Consider the following 15,685-nt stretch of genomic DNA (forward strand, 5'->3'; position numbering starts at 1 on the left):
GAAATTTTATCAAAAAAGCCATAGGAAACCAAATATTTTTTGATTAAATTTACTCTATATCACCACGTTTGAAGCTGCTTTCCGGTGTGCTTGTTTTTGCTCAATTGAAAGTCCAGTTAATAACCAATAGAGTTCCCTAGTACCCACCTGAATTGTCTCTTTAGAGTTATCTGAAGGCCATTTAAACGTTCCCTTTTCAAGTCGTCGGAAGTATAGCCAAAATCCGTTATGATCCCAATGTAATATTTTTATCATTGTCCTGTTTTTATTGCAAAACACAAAAAGATTCGATGAAAATGGGTCGAGAGAAAAACATTGCTGAACTATTGCTGCCAAACCGTCGATAGAGCGTCTCATATCAGTACTTCCAATAGCAAGATATACTTTTTCTGTTCCACTTATGCTCAACATATTGCCTCCAAGGATTTAACTATAGTTTGCAAAAGTCTTTCGTCATATCCGTTCTCAATTTCAATTATAGCTTTACCTATTCTTATGTTGAGTTTTGATGTCATCATTGGTTCAAACTGAATTGGCATCCAGTTTGTTTTGTTAATTTCTTCCTTGTTTTGATTATCTCTTCTATATTTTCTATATTGGAAATTGAATGCTTTGATTTTCAACCCCTTTTCCCTACACCACTGAGCCTGGGTTTTTCCGCTTTTTTCGAATTCTCTAATTAACTTTTCCCATTCTTTATATAACATAAGACGCCTCCTGGTTTTTGGTGTATTATCTCATGCTAACAAATTGATTAACAGATGGGTTGTATTGTACGCTTACATAGGTATCCACAAATGGCCGATGTATATCTCGACTTTAAGTCAATACTCAAAAATTGCGAAATGAGAACAATACGGCTAATGGCATTTTTATTGGAAAATAAAATTAAAAGTAAAGAGAAATATATATATAAATATGAAGAGGAATTTTTATATGAAGACTCTGAAATTCTAATTAAAAATGGAATTGAGGTTGTTGATTTATTATTACCCTACATTCCTACAGAAAAGGACAAAAGACTACCATCTAGTGATTGGTCTGGAATATATTTTCATAAAAGAGGTCTTGAAAGGGCTTGTGTTCAAATAATTAAGAAAGCCAACGCAGCAATAATTGCCTTAAAACCAGAAACATTTTTGGAACGCTATAAAGAATTCATGGGTAAAGGTAATGATTTATTTAATGAAATTATATTGGATGGATTATATCGATTACCGGAGATATATAGTGATGTAGTAATTACGTATTTATGCAGTGACTTTGATAGCAATATATTTGACAAGACAAGTGGCAATAATGATGAATTATTTCTTACTAAACAGATATTAGGGAAGCATTCTATATACTGTAGTGACAATATTTTTGCTAAGCTAGAAAAGACGGTTTTAAGTTATCTATCACCAAAGGCTAAAGATAGATATCAACGTAGAATTAATTACAATAGAGAAAGAAATGACTCTAAAGTATATTGGAGTTTTTGGGGTGATTTGCAGAAAGAAATTCTAGAAGTTCTTCCATGTAATCGATTAAGCAATAAAGCAAAAGATTTGATACGTGTTTTAAATCGTAAATTCCCTGAAGGAACAACTTTATATAAATATTCAGATGTACATGGTGGATGGGTGAAATCACCTATTGCGGAGAAAAAGCTAAATAACAAAAAGTGGCTTGAGATTTTAACTAACAAAAAGCTTAATAATAAAAATCATTCCCGTTGGGAAGAGGTTCCAGGTGGATTAATTGATAGCTCTATTGAAGAATTTACAAGAAGTTTTAGTGATGTTGTTTCCGAAGAACCGATAAGAATGATAAATCTAGTTCTTTCAAATAAGGATGAAATCTTAGATGTATATATTGATTCCTTATTTAGTGGTGTGGCATATAGTAAGGCTTTGGATAATGTACCGAAAGAGTTGCTAGAAACAATGATTTTAACGTATCCATATGATTATACTTCACACAGAGCAGATTACTTTTGCTCAATTATCGAAAATAGTAAAAATGAGGAATGGCCACAGAAGGTATTGGATATTCTTAAGGATATTGCGATTAACCATAAAAATCCGGAACTCGGTAAACCAAACGTAACGAATAGTGAAGATAAAGAAATGCACAGTTTTGACATGCTACAAAGTAATGCAATAAACTGTGTAAGGGGGAATGCTGCTCAATCGATAGCTAAGCTATTATGGAAAGACAGTGCTCTGTTTGAACAGTTTAAAGATACTATTGAAAAATTGACATTTGATGAAAACCCGGCAGTAAAATTGGCAAGTCTATTCGCATTATGGCCTTCGTATAACATTGAAAGAGACTGGTCGTCAGAAAAGATTTTAAACCTATATGAACAAGATTTTAGGTTAGCAGGTTTCCGTGATACAAAAAATATGCTCTTTTTATTGTATCCTGAATATCATGAACGTATATTAAAAATTATAAAGGATTGTTTCGAGTCCGAAGATAAAGAACTAATTAAAATGGGGGCTTATTGTCTATCGGAAATGTTTATTCTGAAAAATGAATTTGCAGATATAATGGATAATGTGGATACAATGAGTGAAATACAAGCCGAAGCAGTTCTTGATATGGCTATTATCTATTTTAATAAAGATGAATTTAACTCATTAGCTAAAAAAATTATACGTAAATTTAAGACAAGTACTTTAGATTTAGAAATGCCTATCTCAAGATTATTTTATGATAATCTTATTGATTTAGAGAGAGATAGGGATTTTTTAATTGAAATAATGAGTTCGGGTTTAAGCCGCAGAACATTGCATGCATTTGTACATTATCTTGAAGAAGAATCAAAGTCAGTGGTTGATTACAAAGATATTATACTATCTATGAGTTATCATTTAATTAAAGATAGATGTGAAAGAGACGAAGGTATTTGGATAATAGAAGATGAAATTTCTAAGTTGATAATTGGATTATATGATGAGACATGTGAATCGACATTGCCCGAGATTAGAAGTATAGCAGAAGAATGTCTAGATATATGGGATTTGATGTTTGAAAAGCAAATTGGGCCAATAAGACAGTTGAGTAAGAAGTTGATGGAAAGGTAGTTTCAAATTCGTTTATTGAACCGATATGGTCTCGATGGAAGTCTGCTTAAGACCAAGCGGATATTAAGGAGGATATTATGGAATATTTAAAACATGAAGAAATATGCTATTGTACATTATTTGATATTAAACTTTCGCAAGATGAACTTGAGGTGTTTGAAAGCTGTATGCGGTTTGTTAAGGAACATTGTAATCAGGAAGAAATCTATAAATTAACTGGTTGTACAGAAGATGAGTTTTGTGAAGGGCATTCTGAATTAAGGGAACTAATTATAAAATATGTGAGAAGTGAGATTTTACCAGACAGATATAATGAAAATAATGGTTGAGTAGTTCACTTGATTTTGAGTAGTTTGACAGTTAACATGAAGTAATAATTTCATCATTTTGTCACGAAAATAAAAAACAATAGTGGAAAAACAAAAATTATCGGTAAACAACCGGGAATTTTTGCTTTATAAAAAAGGTCCGAAGGGAAACTTCTCGTACACCTATGAAATGTATGACAACGGGACAATAAAGAAAACCACAATTACAGATGAGAAAGGAAATTATGTTGAGAGCCAGTATGATGAGAAGGGTAATATAGATACTATATCCGACTTTTCGAATCCATCGTTGAAATTGGTGGACAATGATTACGACACAAATGGAAGGCTTTCACAGACAAAGGATGGAGAAGGCGGAACTACCATTTTAGGATATGATTCTGGTAACAGAATTGGAACGGTTACAGACCAGATGAATAAAAAAATCCTTCAATTCCACTACGATTCTGTTACCGGAAACTTAGACACTCAAACAGATGCACTCGGTGTTGTGACCAGTTTTAAGGAATACGATGCAAATGGAAGATGGGGCAAAGCAGAGTTTACAAGAACTATAAGTGAAGGAATTACCGAAATTGTATCCACCAGCAACATTTATGACAACATGGGGCGTGTAACTGAGAATACTGATGGAGTGGGTAGAGTTTCAAAAGCATACTACAATGGGATCGGTAAAATAGGAACGTACACAGATAAGTACAAAAATACTTTAAGCTATCAGTACGATTGTCTGGGTAATTTGACACAAGTAGATTATCCCGACAAATCAAGTGAAAAGTATACTCATGAAGATGAGGAATTTTGGGCAAAAGATATTTATTACGGTCATGAATCGTATTGGTGGGTAAAAGAAGGAAATGAACAGATACAACCTAAACATTTAGAAGGCTGAGTAACTTCTTCAAGATGTTACACAAAATGTATTACATCAAAAAGCATTGGCTTCTGACCTAGAAATTCTAAAGGCTATTACTTATTACAACAATAACGATAATTTTATGACTATCGATTCATAATTGCATGTTGTTGAAATTAATTAATCACTCTTTATTCACTATGATAATTCTTTAAGTACAAAAAAACCGCGGTAGGTTATACATTAAGGGATAAAACAACTAGAGAGATTTTATAGTGTGGAGAGACCACTAATCCAAAGGGAAGGTATTCCTGGTAAGAACGTAAATATAGATAATGTATTTCTACTTATGATTGAAAACAAAACGCTTGTCAAGATTGTATTTTATTACATAACCAATTGTAAGTCCTATTATAGCTCCAACATATTTAGCTGAATCAGTTCCAAAAAAGGAATCGAAAGAAATTTCAAAAGCCCAGTATATTAGTGTAGTAAATATGCCCATAAAAGAATATAACAAAAATTTGCCTGTATTTTCCGCATTGCTTTTAGTCTCAAAGTTGAATATATACTTTTTATCGAGGACGTATTTTATTACTAATCCGACTAATGTCCCAAAAAGTATTGCCGTTATAAGAAGCAGGTCAATTTTGAAAATACCTAAAAAACTAAACTCTTCAAAGCCTTTAAGAAATCCTAGAGACGTAAGAAGCATTAGAACCAATCGCTGAGTTGATAAATTACCTATAGTAGATATGCCTGCAAACAGAGCATATTTTATTGTCAGTTTAATCAAATAGTATCCCGCCAATCCTTCATTAATAAATACACAATATGATTTTAGGCTGTGCAAATATATTTGTCAATTAAAATCAAAATTTCGGCAACATTTAGACTATTTGATCTTCGGACACTGTATAGTAAATATCTCAAAAAAAGGCAGTTCACCAGGAACTACCTTTTTGAAAAAGCTTCTATCAGCTTTCTGCCGGGAATTTGGTTATTATACCAAGCAATCTCTGTCTCATCAATCCGAAATCTATGGAATTAATTGCCCCATCATTGTTTACATCAGCGGCTTTTGCACCATATGTATAATCAAAACTTGTTTTCATTCCAAGCAGATATTGGCGGAGTAAACCAAAGTCTATAGAATCAAGAGCACCGCTGCCGTTTATATCACCATAAACAAAACTTGGAGAACTTGGAGTAGGAGTTACAGTGGAATTCTCGTAAATGCTTAGGATTACTTTGGCCCATTGTTCTCTCATTGCGTTATATCCTTCGGTTGATGGGTGTACATTATCACTGGAGATAAGGGTTGGGTTGTTTTGAAAGAAAGTATAGAAATCAGGCCCTTTAATTATCTCGGGATAAGCCAGATATAACTCCTCAATCTTAGCGTTGTATGAAGGAAGGTTTTGGGATATAGCTGTTAGGTTGGACCATGGGATTTTTGCAACTACAGGAACTTTTCCAGCGCTAATTATTGCATTTACAATAGTTACCATGTTCTTGTAATAGTTATCCGCACCGGTTTGATTACCCCAAGCATCATTTGTACCGAATGCAACTCCAACATACTTTCCAGGGAATACAGAGAGCCATGCATCTATACTGGCTGAACCGTGCCTACTCAAAATACTTCCTGTACCGCCGCATTCAACGACAGGAAAGTGAGCTGAGTTAGTAGAATTAACAATTTGTGCAATTGTTCCTTTTCCGTTTCCGTTAAGTGCCGTTCCACCAGCTGTTATTGAATCACCATAGATAATCCAGTCATCTTGTGTTCCAAGGCTGGCATTATGTATATCCATATTTATATTTACGCTGTTGGTAAGTGAATCTGTTATATTAATTCGTATCCAATTATAACCTGTAAAGTCAACTAAATGCTGACGTGAATGATAATTGTTATTTGATACGGTTGCCAAAACAGTCCAGCCAGAAGTAGGAGCACTACTACTGCCACCGGAAGCTGAATTAGCTTCAATAGTATAGTTTTTTGGTTTGTGATATGAGGATGTATTAACTTGTGTGGTATCGTAATCATAGGTATCAGTATTATACCATACTACTATTATCTGCTTGCGTTGATCAACAGGTACACTGGATAGATCGTATGCCAACCAACTGGTACCACCGCCGTACCATGCAGTACCATAGTTATTGTCGTTGGCGTTTGAGGCTACACCAACTGAACCAAAAGCGGGAACGCCTCGACTTATTGGCAGCATTGCAGGAAAACTTGAAGCAGCATAGGTCAGTTTAGATGGGAATAAATAAAATAAAGTACAAAGGACTATTGAAAATGCAAGCAGTATAGATAGCCTCTTTATATTTTGTGACTTGTACATTAAAACCCCTCCGTTAAAAATTATTACTAGTATTGTTTATTAAAATGCAAAGTAATATTTCAGTTATTCCTTAACATCAAATTACTTTGCTTTAAAGTTGTAAGTAATTTGATGTAATATTAATAATATTATACTACTTTTACATTACGCTATCTAGTACAATAATTATTTCTATCAAATATGTAGCTTAGGGCAAGGGAATAAACATATTTGACTAATATTATTTAGTGGATATTTGTAATGTTAAAAGTGTTATGATGATTACAAAAAAGTCAGCCCAATATAAGTTGCCTTAAAAAACTAAGTCGCAAAAAAATAATACCTTAAATATACGCGTATTAATAAAGTTCTTTCATGTGGCACAAAATAATGAAGAATTTTTTAGTAAGTATAATCTTCAATTATTTAAAAAAGCCTGAAGGGTGATTTAATTATGTATATGCTAAGAAGACTATGGATTCCTGAGATGTATCAGGGAAAATATAAGAAAAGGGATTATTTTGAAGGATGGTATTATAAACTGATAAGTAAATCTCAGAGCAATGTACTTGCAATTATACCGGGAGTATCTTATGGTAAGAGCAAAGACAGTTCACATGCGTTTATACAGGTAATTGATGCTATAAACTGCAAAGTGGAATATTACAAATTTGATATTTCTAGCTTCGGATATAGTGAAAACCGTTTTGAGATATTTATTGAAGATAATTTCTTTAGCAGGGAAAGGCTGTGTTTACATTTAAGTAACGACAAAACCTGTATAAATGGTAATCTTGAGTTTAGGAATATTGTTTTGCTGCCCAAAAAACTTATGAGTCCAGGAATAATGGGTCCGTTTTCTTTTGTGCCTTTTATGGAATGCTATCATGGAACTGTGAATATTCATCATGATATTTCGGGATGTATTAATTGTAATGGCGAGCGGGTAGCTTTTGATGAAGGTTACGGATATATAGAAAAGGATTGGGGAAGTTCATTTCCGAAAGAGTGGATATGGCTTCAATGTAATCATTTTAATACGGAGAACACTTCGATTATGTTTTCTATTGCCAGAATTCCATGGATTAAAAGCTTTTTTATTGGATTTATAGCTTTTTTGAGAATAAAAGAAGAAATTTACAGATTTGCTACTTATACAGGTGCTAAGATCGAACTTTTGAAATATAAGGAGCAGCAATTGAAAATTATAATTAAGGATAGAAAAAAATCTCTTTATATTGAGGCGCAACACTCAAAGGGAGGCACTTTGAGAGCACCAAAAAATGGACTTATGGAAAGAAATATTCTTGAAAGCATCTGTGCAAATATAAACATTAAACTCTTTGACAATTATAATAACCTAGTTATTCAAAGTGAGGGATCAAACGCAGGGATGGAAATTGAAGGAGATATTTTGAATTTTATGGACAAAACAAATAAGCTATAGCAAAATGCCACAGCTTATTTGTTAAATGAACACAATCAGGTTTCAATATCATTTTTCTCAGTGGAAGATACCTGCTTTGACTTTTTTATTTTGCTTCTAAAAAACCTTTTGTATATAAAATAACCTGCAAAGAATACTATTGCCAGAAAGAATAGAACCGGAAATGCAGCTGCAATAAACATCAATACATTGGCAAGGAAAGCTACAACCCCACTAAGACTGCCTAAAAAGTTGTTTTTCAATTGACTAAAGTAAGAGGTTTTTGTATGTGAAAGTGATTGGGGAAGTTTTTCATTCATATTAATAGTTATTGTTGATAACTTAACCAAATCAGAGAGCTTGTTTAGAGTTCCGGTTAGTTGTTCAATCTCATGTCGTATTTCTGTTAATCTGCTTTCGGTTTTAAAAATGGTATCAGGGTCTTGGATTTTCTTCAGGTATTCTTCAAGTCTGCTTTCCTCATATCTTAGAAGTCTTAGCCTTGATTCAACATCAAAGAACTGTTCTGTTACATCATCAGTTTTGATATTTTCATCAGTCAAAAGGCCTAAGCCTTTTATATCTTTTAGAACAGTATTGAATTTGTCGGCGTCTACTCTTACAATTATGACTCCGTTTGTAACTAGAAATTCCTTATTATCTACATATTGTTTTACCTTGTTTATCTTTGATTCCTGAACATATCCTACGTTTCCAATTATGAACTCGATTTTACCATAAGCTGCGTCAAAATTATCAACTTCGACTGTTATATTTGCGTTACGGATTATTTTTCTTTGGCTTAATATCGAGTTGTTGACAGCTTTACTAGTTTCACCTGTTCCTGTAAATGCGGTTGAATTATTTGTATCTGCTGTTGAAGCATTTGACTGCTCTCCATCAGCTTTAGTATTTTTGCCTAATTCGACTGACAGGTCCGATTCTTTTGAGAATTCCCTTTTAACGTTAGTATCCTCATACGGAGCTTCTGCTTTTATATTTGCGTTTTTTTCATTTGAACTGCACCCAACCATTGAAATGAGCAGAAGTAAGCCCAAAAGAGTGGAAAAGCACTTTAAAATATTCCTTTTCATTGTAAAAATCAACCTCCTTAAAAAATGACTTGTATTGTATATAGCTAATTTGACGAGAATTTTTATAAAATGTTCCAACTTGTTTGATAATTATAATAATTAGCGACAAGAGAATTTGACTTGTAGAGACACAAATTATCCTTCTAGCAACGAATTACTATACATAATTTCTTTAAATAAAAAGATTTTCTATTTGTATAATGGTTAAATGAAGAAATTAACATTTTCAATCAAGTGGAATACATAGAATGTAATTAAATGTATAGTTTGTTTTTTTGATTGTAATTTTTATTTATTAGTTATTGATTATAAATTATATGAAATAGTATAATAATTCTTTGAGTAACAATTCAGTTATGGGAGGAAATATATGAGATGGTTTTATGATGTTAAGAAAAGAAAAACAATAATAGGAGTTTTTATTTTTGTCTTATTTGTGTGTACCACTTCATTATATGTGAAATTAAACATTATAAGTAATGCAAAGGAATCAAGTACTTCTGATGCTACCCAAACAGCATCTGTACCCGAACTAACAATGACACCACAGGCCCCTGAAGTTACAGAAACACCTACAGTAACACCTTTAGCGACGCCTACGATTATACTTACACTTACACCTACAATTACAGCTACACCCACAACAATACCCACTAATACACCTACGCCTGTAGCAACACTAACATATAAGCCTACTCCTACACCATCTATAAAGAGGCCTACTCCAACACCAAGTTTGAAGTTAACGCCTAAAATAACATTGATAAATAAGACGAGTACACCTAGAAAAACCTCAACACCTAAACCTCTAAGTACTCCATCAAAAGTTGTAAGTAATAAAATTGTCTTAAGATATAAGAATGGTAACACTAGCGCTAATAGTGACAGTATATATCCAATGTTTAAGATTGTTAACAGTGGGAAACAAAGTATCAAGCTATCCAATGTAAAAATCAGATACTATTATACAAAAGAGGAAAATAAAACTGAAACTTTCTGGTGTGATTCCTTTTCAAAGGGTGCTACTAATGTATACGGAAATTTTGTTTCATTAAGTAATAAAAAGAGTACTGCGGACAGATACTTAGAGATAGGTTTTAGCGAAGCAGCGGGCGAACTTAAAGCAGGTGAAAGTGCTGAAGTATCAGTTGGCTTTGCGAAGAATGACTGGAGCGAATATAATCAAAAAAATGACTATTCATATTCTGCTTCAACAACATATTTTGAGTGGAACAAAGTAACACTATATGTGTCTGGTAAATTGGCATTTGGAAGAGAACCGTAAATTTTGATTGAAAATTTGTTCAGCTCTAAGGGTTTTGCTTTTAAATTCATTAAACAAAAATGAAAAAAATGTTTGAACACAGGTATTGTTGGATAGAATATACTAGTGCGAAATAACAGAATTATGTTCGAAACACCAAAGTAAAATTCTACATTTAAAAGGGAGAATGTACAATGAAGGAATATTTGGAAATTGAAAATGTATTTGCCAGAGAAATACTTGATTCAAGGGGAAATCCCACAGTTGAAGTGGAAGTTGTGACAGAGGGTGGATTTTTAGGAAGAGCTGCTGTCCCTTCAGGAGCTTCCACAGGTGCTTTTGAGGCAGTAGAACTCAGAGATGATGACAAAAATAGATACCTTGGGAAAGGGGTATTGAAGGCTGTTGAAAATGTCAACAAGAAGATAGCTCCTGAGGTTGAAGGAATGAACGTTTTTGATCAGGTAGCGATTGACAATTTGATGATTAGCCTTGATGGAACTCCAAATAAATCAAAGCTTGGAGCAAATGCCATATTGGGCGTTTCACTTGCTGTAGCAAAAGCGGCAGCGGAGGCATTAGGTGTAAGCTTGTATCAGTATATTGGTGGAATAAACTCAAAGACGCTCCCTGTACCAATGATGAATATCATTAATGGAGGGAAGCATGCAGATAACAGTGTAAACATTCAGGAATTTATGATAATGCCTGTAGGAGCCAACAGTTTTAGAGCCGCTCTTCAGATGTGTGCGGAAGTTTTTCATAACCTTAAAAAAGTTTTAAAGGACAAAGGTTATAGTACTGCTGTCGGTGATGAAGGCGGATTTGCTCCTAATCTAAAAACAGATGAGGAAGCTATACAGGTTATACTGGAGGCGGTTGAGAAGGCAGGATATAAACCGGGTAATGATTTTAGAATTGCTATAGATGCTGCTGCGACAGAAATGTATCAGGAGGATGGAACATATTTGTTCTGGAAAACGGGAATAAGAAAGACCCGGGAAGAAATGGTGAACTTTTGGGAAGAACTTGCCAACAAATACCCTATAATTTCACTTGAGGATGGTGTTTCCGAAGAGGATTGGGATGGTTGGAAATTACTGACTGAGAAGATAGGAAATAAGATACAGCTTGTAGGTGATGATCTTTTTGTTACCAATACAGCTAGATTAAAAAAGGGTATTGACATGGGTGTAGCAAATTCAATACTTATTAAGGTAAATCAGATTGGTACCCTGACAGAGACTTTAGATGCAATAGAGATGGCCAACAGGGCTGGTTACACAGCAGTTGTATCTCACAGGTCAGGTGAAACTGAAGATTCTACTATTGCAGATATAGCTGTAGCTACTAATGCAGGCCAGATAAAAACTGGCGCTCCATCAAGAAGTGATCGTGTTGCAAAATACAATCAACTGCTGAGAATAGAAGAAGAATTAGGTGGTTCAAGCAAATATTTAGGGATTAATGCGTGGTTTAATTTGAAAAATAAATAATATATTATGAAAATTATTAATGTTAAGCTTGTATTTTGATTTACTGTATGCTAAAATTAGTATGTTAATTTCTTAGGAGGTGTCTTTTAGCATGCAAATAGCGGTTAATATATTACATGTGCTGTTTTGTATCTCATTGATTGTAATAGTATTATTGCAGTCAGGTAAACAAGCAGGGTTGTCAGGGGCAATAGCTGGTGGAGCTGAAACTTTCTTTGGTAAGAATAAGGGAAGAACTATAGACGCACTTTTGGGTAAGTGGACTGCTGTAGCAGCAATAGGATTTCTTATAACTTCAATAGCTTTACAAATTATGATTAATGCCTAATGTTAATAGATAAAACTGTGGAAACCCACAGTTTTATTTTATGTGCTTGAAGGTTTTTTGGTAGGTAATAATTACCTGATAAAGGTTAGTTAGTGGATAATTCTTAGAAAAGGTTGCCTTTATGAAAATGAAAGCGCTAAATAACATATTTCGCACTTATTTTCCTACACTTCTATTCTCAAATTTTAAATTTTAAACTTTTTGAAAGACTTCATTTTTTCTTGTAATTATAGTTTTATTTTAGTAATATATATGTGAGACAACTTTAATTTAGTTGTTCAGTTATACCTATGGAGTCTGAACCTGTGTTTTAACAATGGTTTTATTTTCGTGTTTAATAAGCATATAAATTGGAGGTAATGGTTCCCATGGAAAGAGAGCAAGCACTTGAGGAATTAAAAGGACGGTTAAAGAGTGAGAACTTAATCAAGCATTCTCTCTCGGTTGAAGCTATTATGAAGGAATTGGCTTTCTATTTTAAAGAAGATATTGATAAATGGGGAATGGCTGGATTACTGCATGACATTGATTACGATAAAACAGGTGGAGAACCTTCGAAGCATGGTCTGGTTAGCGCTGAAATTTTGGAAACACTTGAGGTTGAAAGTTCTATTGTCTATGCTATCAAAGCGCACAATGATTATCATGGAATTGAAAGAAAGAGAAAGATTGATAAGGCACTTTACTGCGCTAGTCCCATGTCAGTTTTGATGACTGCATGTATAGCGGCTCTTCCTTCAAAGGAATTGGAAGATTTGACTGTAGAATTTGTTATGGATAGAATAAGTGAAGATGGATTTATCAAAGATACAGAGCTGGATAAAATTAAGTCCTGTGAGCAATTGGGTATATCACTTGAAGAGTTTGTTGAGGCTTCAATAAAAGCTATAAGAAGTATATAGGATAAAATGATATTATAGTGTTTTGTTCTTGATTTATAATTAATTTGAGTATTGTTTCATTTTTATGTTAATAATAAATATATTGAATTGTATAGACCAAGTTTAGTAAGATAAATTATCTTTTATTAATCTTGGTTTTTTTATTAGAATGATCATCGTTATTATTATAATAAGGAGGAAAATGTTGCTATAACACGCAGCAGATATATGTAATATGGCTGACAGAAAAGAACGCATTTTGGAATTTATGAGGGAGGATGCTTATAAACCTTTGTTATTTGGTGAGTTGATAACAGTTCTGGACGTACCTAAAACTGATATAGAACTGTTTAAAAATGTTATGGACGAATTGGAAACAGAGGGGAAAATATTTAAGACTCATAAGGACAGGTATGGAGTACCTGAAAGGATGAACCTTATAGTTGGAAGGCTTCAGGGAAATGAGAGAGGATACGGATTTGTTATTCCCGATGATGAAGATATAAAAGACGTATTTGTCTCGGCAGACTCGCTCAATGGCGCTATGAACAATGATAGAGTTATTGCCAGAATTAATAAAAAAGTAATCGGGGATAAAAGGGCAGAGGGAGAAATTATTAGAATAATTGAGAGAGCCAACAAGACAGTTGTTGGAACTTTTGAAAGCAGTAAGTACTTTGGGTTTGTTGTGCCTGACGATAGAAGAATATCAGCAGATATCTTCATACCAAAGGATGAAGTAAATGGTGCAAAGTCAGGTCAGAAAGTTATTACAGAAATACTTTTATGGCCGGGGAAAAGAAGAAATGCGGAGGGTAAAATAATCGAGATAATAGGTGATAGGAATGAGCCTGGGGCAGATATTCTATCAATAATTAAGTTGCACAACCTCGTAGAGGAGTTTCCGGAAAGTGTTATTAGACAGGCAGAGTCAATAGGTCAGACAGTAACTGAGGAAATGTCTAAAGGGAGACGTGATTTAAGAGGCTTACGCATGGTTACCATTGACGGAGAGGATGCAAAAGACCTTGATGATGCTGTATCTGTTGAGAAACTCAAAAATGGCAACTACAAGCTTGGTGTCCATATTGCTGATGTAAGCCATTATGTTACCGAAGACTCACCCCTTGATAGGGAAGCTTTGAAAAGAGGTACCAGTGTTTATCTGGTTGACAGAGTTATACCTATGTTGCCTAAAGCGCTTTCAAATGGTATTTGCAGCCTCAATCCGCAGATAGACAGGCTTAGCTTTACTGTTATGATGGAGATTGATTCAACAGGTAAAGTGGTAGATCATGAAATATTTGAAAGTGTAATCAATACTAATGAGAGAATGACATACACTAATGTATATAAAATTCTTGTTGAAAAGGACAAAGAGTTGTTAGAACGGTATGATTACCTTATAGATGATTTCAAAGCGATGGAAGAACTGGCAATGATACTTAGAAATAAAAGGATGCAAAGAGGCGCTATTGATTTCGATTTTGAAGAAGCTAAGATTTTGCTTGATGAGAAGGGAAAACCTATTCAAATTAAAAGGTATGAGATAACTATAGCAAATAAAATAATTGAGGAATTCATGCTTGCGTGCAACGAAACGGTTGCAGAGCATTTCTTCTGGGCAAATGTACCTTTTGTATACAGGGTGCATGAAGATCCGGACACCGATAAAATCGAAAATTTCAGTGAATTTGTACACAATCTTGGATATACCTTAAAGGGGATTAATAAAATACACCCAAAGGCACTTCAGGATTTACTTCAGAAAGTTAAAAATACCAGGGAGGAACGCATAATAAGCACTGTTATGCTAAGATCGCTCCAAAAGGCAAAATACACTCATTTGAATCAAGGACATTTTGGATTGGCAGCAAAATATTATTGCCATTTTACATCACCTATAAGGAGATATCCCGACCTGATTATTCATCGTATTATGAAGGAATATTTGAAAGGTCAGATGGATGCAAAAAGAGAAGGAGAATTAATTGATTCACTGCCTGAAATTGCCAGGATGTGTTCTCAGAGGGAAAGAGTTGCCGAAGAGGCTGAGAGAGACACAGAAGACCTTAAAAAAGTAGAATATATGAAGCAATATGAGGGACAGGTTTTCGAAGGTATCATATCTAGCGTTACATCCTTTGGTATGTTTGTAGAGCTTGACAATACTATAGAAGGCCTTATAAGAATGAGCAATATGGAAGACGATTATTATACTTTTAACGATAAGCAGTATTGCCTTATCGGCGAAAGGACGCGTAAAGTTTACAGGATAGGTGATGTTATTAAAGTGGTACTTGCAAGAGCAGATGTTGCAGCTAGAAGGATTGAGTTTACTATTATACAGGGTGAAGATGTGGAAGACGGGGAAATTGACAGAGAAGTTGGAGCAATACCTGAAGAAAAACCAAAGCGTAATCGAAAAGGGAAAGCAGACAAAGATGTTTTGTTGCATATACAGGGAAAAAAGAAAGATAAGCCCAAGAAGAGAATAGAAAAGTCTGGCAAGAAAAAGGAAAAGTCTGAAAAGAAGACAATTAAGTCCGGAAAGAAAAGGGAAAAATCAAGCAGACAGAATAAGGAATAAATGAGATACCT

General features: G+C 34.0%; 14 protein-coding genes and 1 pseudogene. 10 read left to right on the forward strand and 5 right to left on the reverse strand.

What is annotated here, in order from left to right:
• Positions 1-54: 54 nt before the first annotated feature.
• Together tnpB and tnpA are read right to left on the reverse strand one after the other, a co-directional pair.
• Positions 55-411, reverse strand: coding sequence for an IS66 family insertion sequence element accessory protein TnpB (gene tnpB / locus ACECE_RS0223125; RefSeq protein ID WP_026073830.1), 357 nt, complete (start codon positions 409-411; stop codon positions 55-57).
• Positions 405-707, reverse strand: a complete 303-nt coding sequence (tnpA, locus tag ACECE_RS0223130) for an IS66 family insertion sequence element accessory protein TnpA (protein ID WP_010245199.1) — start codon at positions 705-707, stop codon at positions 405-407. Before tnpA ends, tnpB begins: the two co-directional genes overlap by 7 nt.
• A gap of 168 nt (positions 708-875) precedes the next feature.
• Between tnpA and ACECE_RS0223135 the strand changes: the two genes are divergently transcribed.
• The 4 genes and pseudogenes from ACECE_RS0223135 to ACECE_RS32720 form a co-directional block, all read left to right on the forward strand.
• Positions 876-3,074, forward strand: a complete 2,199-nt coding sequence (locus ACECE_RS0223135) for a hypothetical protein (RefSeq protein ID WP_205410219.1) — start codon at positions 876-878, stop codon at positions 3,072-3,074.
• 77 nt (positions 3,075-3,151) lie between these two features.
• The gene (locus ACECE_RS0223140) at positions 3,152-3,403 is read left to right on the forward strand and encodes a hypothetical protein (RefSeq protein WP_010251589.1); all 252 of its coding nucleotides are present in this window, start codon (positions 3,152-3,154) and stop codon (positions 3,401-3,403) included.
• A gap of 82 nt (positions 3,404-3,485) precedes the next feature.
• Positions 3,486-4,295, forward strand: a complete 810-nt coding sequence (locus tag ACECE_RS0223145; protein WP_010251591.1) for a hypothetical protein — start codon at positions 3,486-3,488, stop codon at positions 4,293-4,295.
• A 19-nt stretch (positions 4,296-4,314) separates the two neighbouring features.
• Positions 4,315-4,419 (forward strand): annotated as a pseudogene (locus tag ACECE_RS32720) (hypothetical protein); the annotation flags it as partial.
• A gap of 183 nt (positions 4,420-4,602) precedes the next feature.
• Here ACECE_RS32720 and ACECE_RS0223150 read toward each other — a convergent pair.
• Positions 4,603-5,055, reverse strand: coding sequence for a GtrA family protein (locus tag ACECE_RS0223150; RefSeq protein ID WP_010251593.1), 453 nt, complete (start codon positions 5,053-5,055; stop codon positions 4,603-4,605).
• Positions 5,056-5,236: 181 nt separating this feature from the next.
• On the reverse strand, positions 5,237-6,616 hold the full coding sequence (locus tag ACECE_RS0223155) for a dockerin type I domain-containing protein (protein ID WP_010251596.1): 1,380 nt from the start codon (positions 6,614-6,616) through the stop codon (positions 5,237-5,239).
• A 433-nt stretch (positions 6,617-7,049) separates the two neighbouring features.
• Between ACECE_RS0223155 and ACECE_RS0223160 the strand changes: the two genes are divergently transcribed.
• Positions 7,050-8,042 (forward strand): tocopherol cyclase family protein, encoded by a 993-nt coding sequence (locus tag ACECE_RS0223160; protein ID WP_010251598.1) that lies wholly within the window; start codon positions 7,050-7,052, stop codon positions 8,040-8,042.
• A gap of 35 nt (positions 8,043-8,077) precedes the next feature.
• Here the strand turns inward: ACECE_RS0223160 and ACECE_RS0223165 are convergent, their stop codons facing one another.
• Positions 8,078-9,115, reverse strand: coding sequence for a DUF4349 domain-containing protein (locus tag ACECE_RS0223165; protein WP_010251602.1), 1,038 nt, complete (start codon positions 9,113-9,115; stop codon positions 8,078-8,080).
• Positions 9,116-9,485: 370 nt separating this feature from the next.
• Between ACECE_RS0223165 and ACECE_RS0223170 the strand changes: the two genes are divergently transcribed.
• From ACECE_RS0223170 to rnr, 5 genes are all read left to right on the forward strand, one after another.
• Positions 9,486-10,400 (forward strand): cellulose binding domain-containing protein, encoded by a 915-nt coding sequence (locus tag ACECE_RS0223170; protein ID WP_010251603.1) that lies wholly within the window; start codon positions 9,486-9,488, stop codon positions 10,398-10,400.
• A gap of 173 nt (positions 10,401-10,573) precedes the next feature.
• Positions 10,574-11,875 (forward strand): phosphopyruvate hydratase, encoded by a 1,302-nt coding sequence (gene eno / locus ACECE_RS0223175; RefSeq protein WP_010251606.1) that lies wholly within the window; start codon positions 10,574-10,576, stop codon positions 11,873-11,875.
• 91 nt (positions 11,876-11,966) lie between these two features.
• Positions 11,967-12,203: a preprotein translocase subunit SecG gene (secG, locus tag ACECE_RS0223180; RefSeq protein WP_010251611.1), complete on the forward strand. Its 237-nt coding sequence runs from the start codon at positions 11,967-11,969 to the stop codon at positions 12,201-12,203.
• 368 nt (positions 12,204-12,571) lie between these two features.
• Positions 12,572-13,105, forward strand: coding sequence for an HDIG domain-containing metalloprotein (locus ACECE_RS0223185; RefSeq protein ID WP_010251614.1), 534 nt, complete (start codon positions 12,572-12,574; stop codon positions 13,103-13,105).
• 214 nt (positions 13,106-13,319) lie between these two features.
• Positions 13,320-15,674 carry a ribonuclease R gene (rnr, locus tag ACECE_RS0223190; protein WP_010251617.1) on the forward strand — a complete coding sequence of 785 codons (2,355 nt, stop codon included), beginning with the start codon at positions 13,320-13,322 and terminating at the stop codon, positions 15,672-15,674.
• Positions 15,675-15,685 lie beyond the last annotated feature (11 nt).

The organism is Acetivibrio cellulolyticus CD2 (genome assembly GCF_000179595.2).
Lineage (GTDB): Bacteria > Bacillota > Clostridia > Acetivibrionales > Acetivibrionaceae > Acetivibrio > Acetivibrio cellulolyticus.

Bases quoted from the DNA above. Each gene is read 5' to 3' on its own strand.
- tnpB (WP_026073830.1), bottom strand. From the start codon at position 411: ATGTTGAGCATAAGTGGAACAGAAAAAGTATATCTTGCTATTGGAAGT.
- tnpA (WP_010245199.1), bottom strand. From the start codon at position 707: ATGTTATATAAAGAATGGGAAAAGTTAATTAGAGAATTCGAAAAAAGC.
- ACECE_RS0223140 (WP_010251589.1), top strand. From the start codon at position 3,152: ATGGAATATTTAAAACATGAAGAAATATGCTATTGTACATTATTTGAT.
- ACECE_RS0223155 (WP_010251596.1), bottom strand. From the start codon at position 6,616: ATGTACAAGTCACAAAATATAAAGAGGCTATCTATACTGCTTGCATTT.
- ACECE_RS0223160 (WP_010251598.1), top strand. From the start codon at position 7,050: ATGTATATGCTAAGAAGACTATGGATTCCTGAGATGTATCAGGGAAAA.
- ACECE_RS0223165 (WP_010251602.1), bottom strand. From the start codon at position 9,115: ATGAAAAGGAATATTTTAAAGTGCTTTTCCACTCTTTTGGGCTTACTT.
- ACECE_RS0223170 (WP_010251603.1), top strand. From the start codon at position 9,486: ATGAGATGGTTTTATGATGTTAAGAAAAGAAAAACAATAATAGGAGTT.
- eno (WP_010251606.1), top strand. From the start codon at position 10,574: ATGAAGGAATATTTGGAAATTGAAAATGTATTTGCCAGAGAAATACTT.
- secG (WP_010251611.1), top strand. From the start codon at position 11,967: ATGCAAATAGCGGTTAATATATTACATGTGCTGTTTTGTATCTCATTG.
- ACECE_RS0223185 (WP_010251614.1), top strand. From the start codon at position 12,572: ATGGAAAGAGAGCAAGCACTTGAGGAATTAAAAGGACGGTTAAAGAGT.
- rnr (WP_010251617.1), top strand. From the start codon at position 13,320: ATGGCTGACAGAAAAGAACGCATTTTGGAATTTATGAGGGAGGATGCT.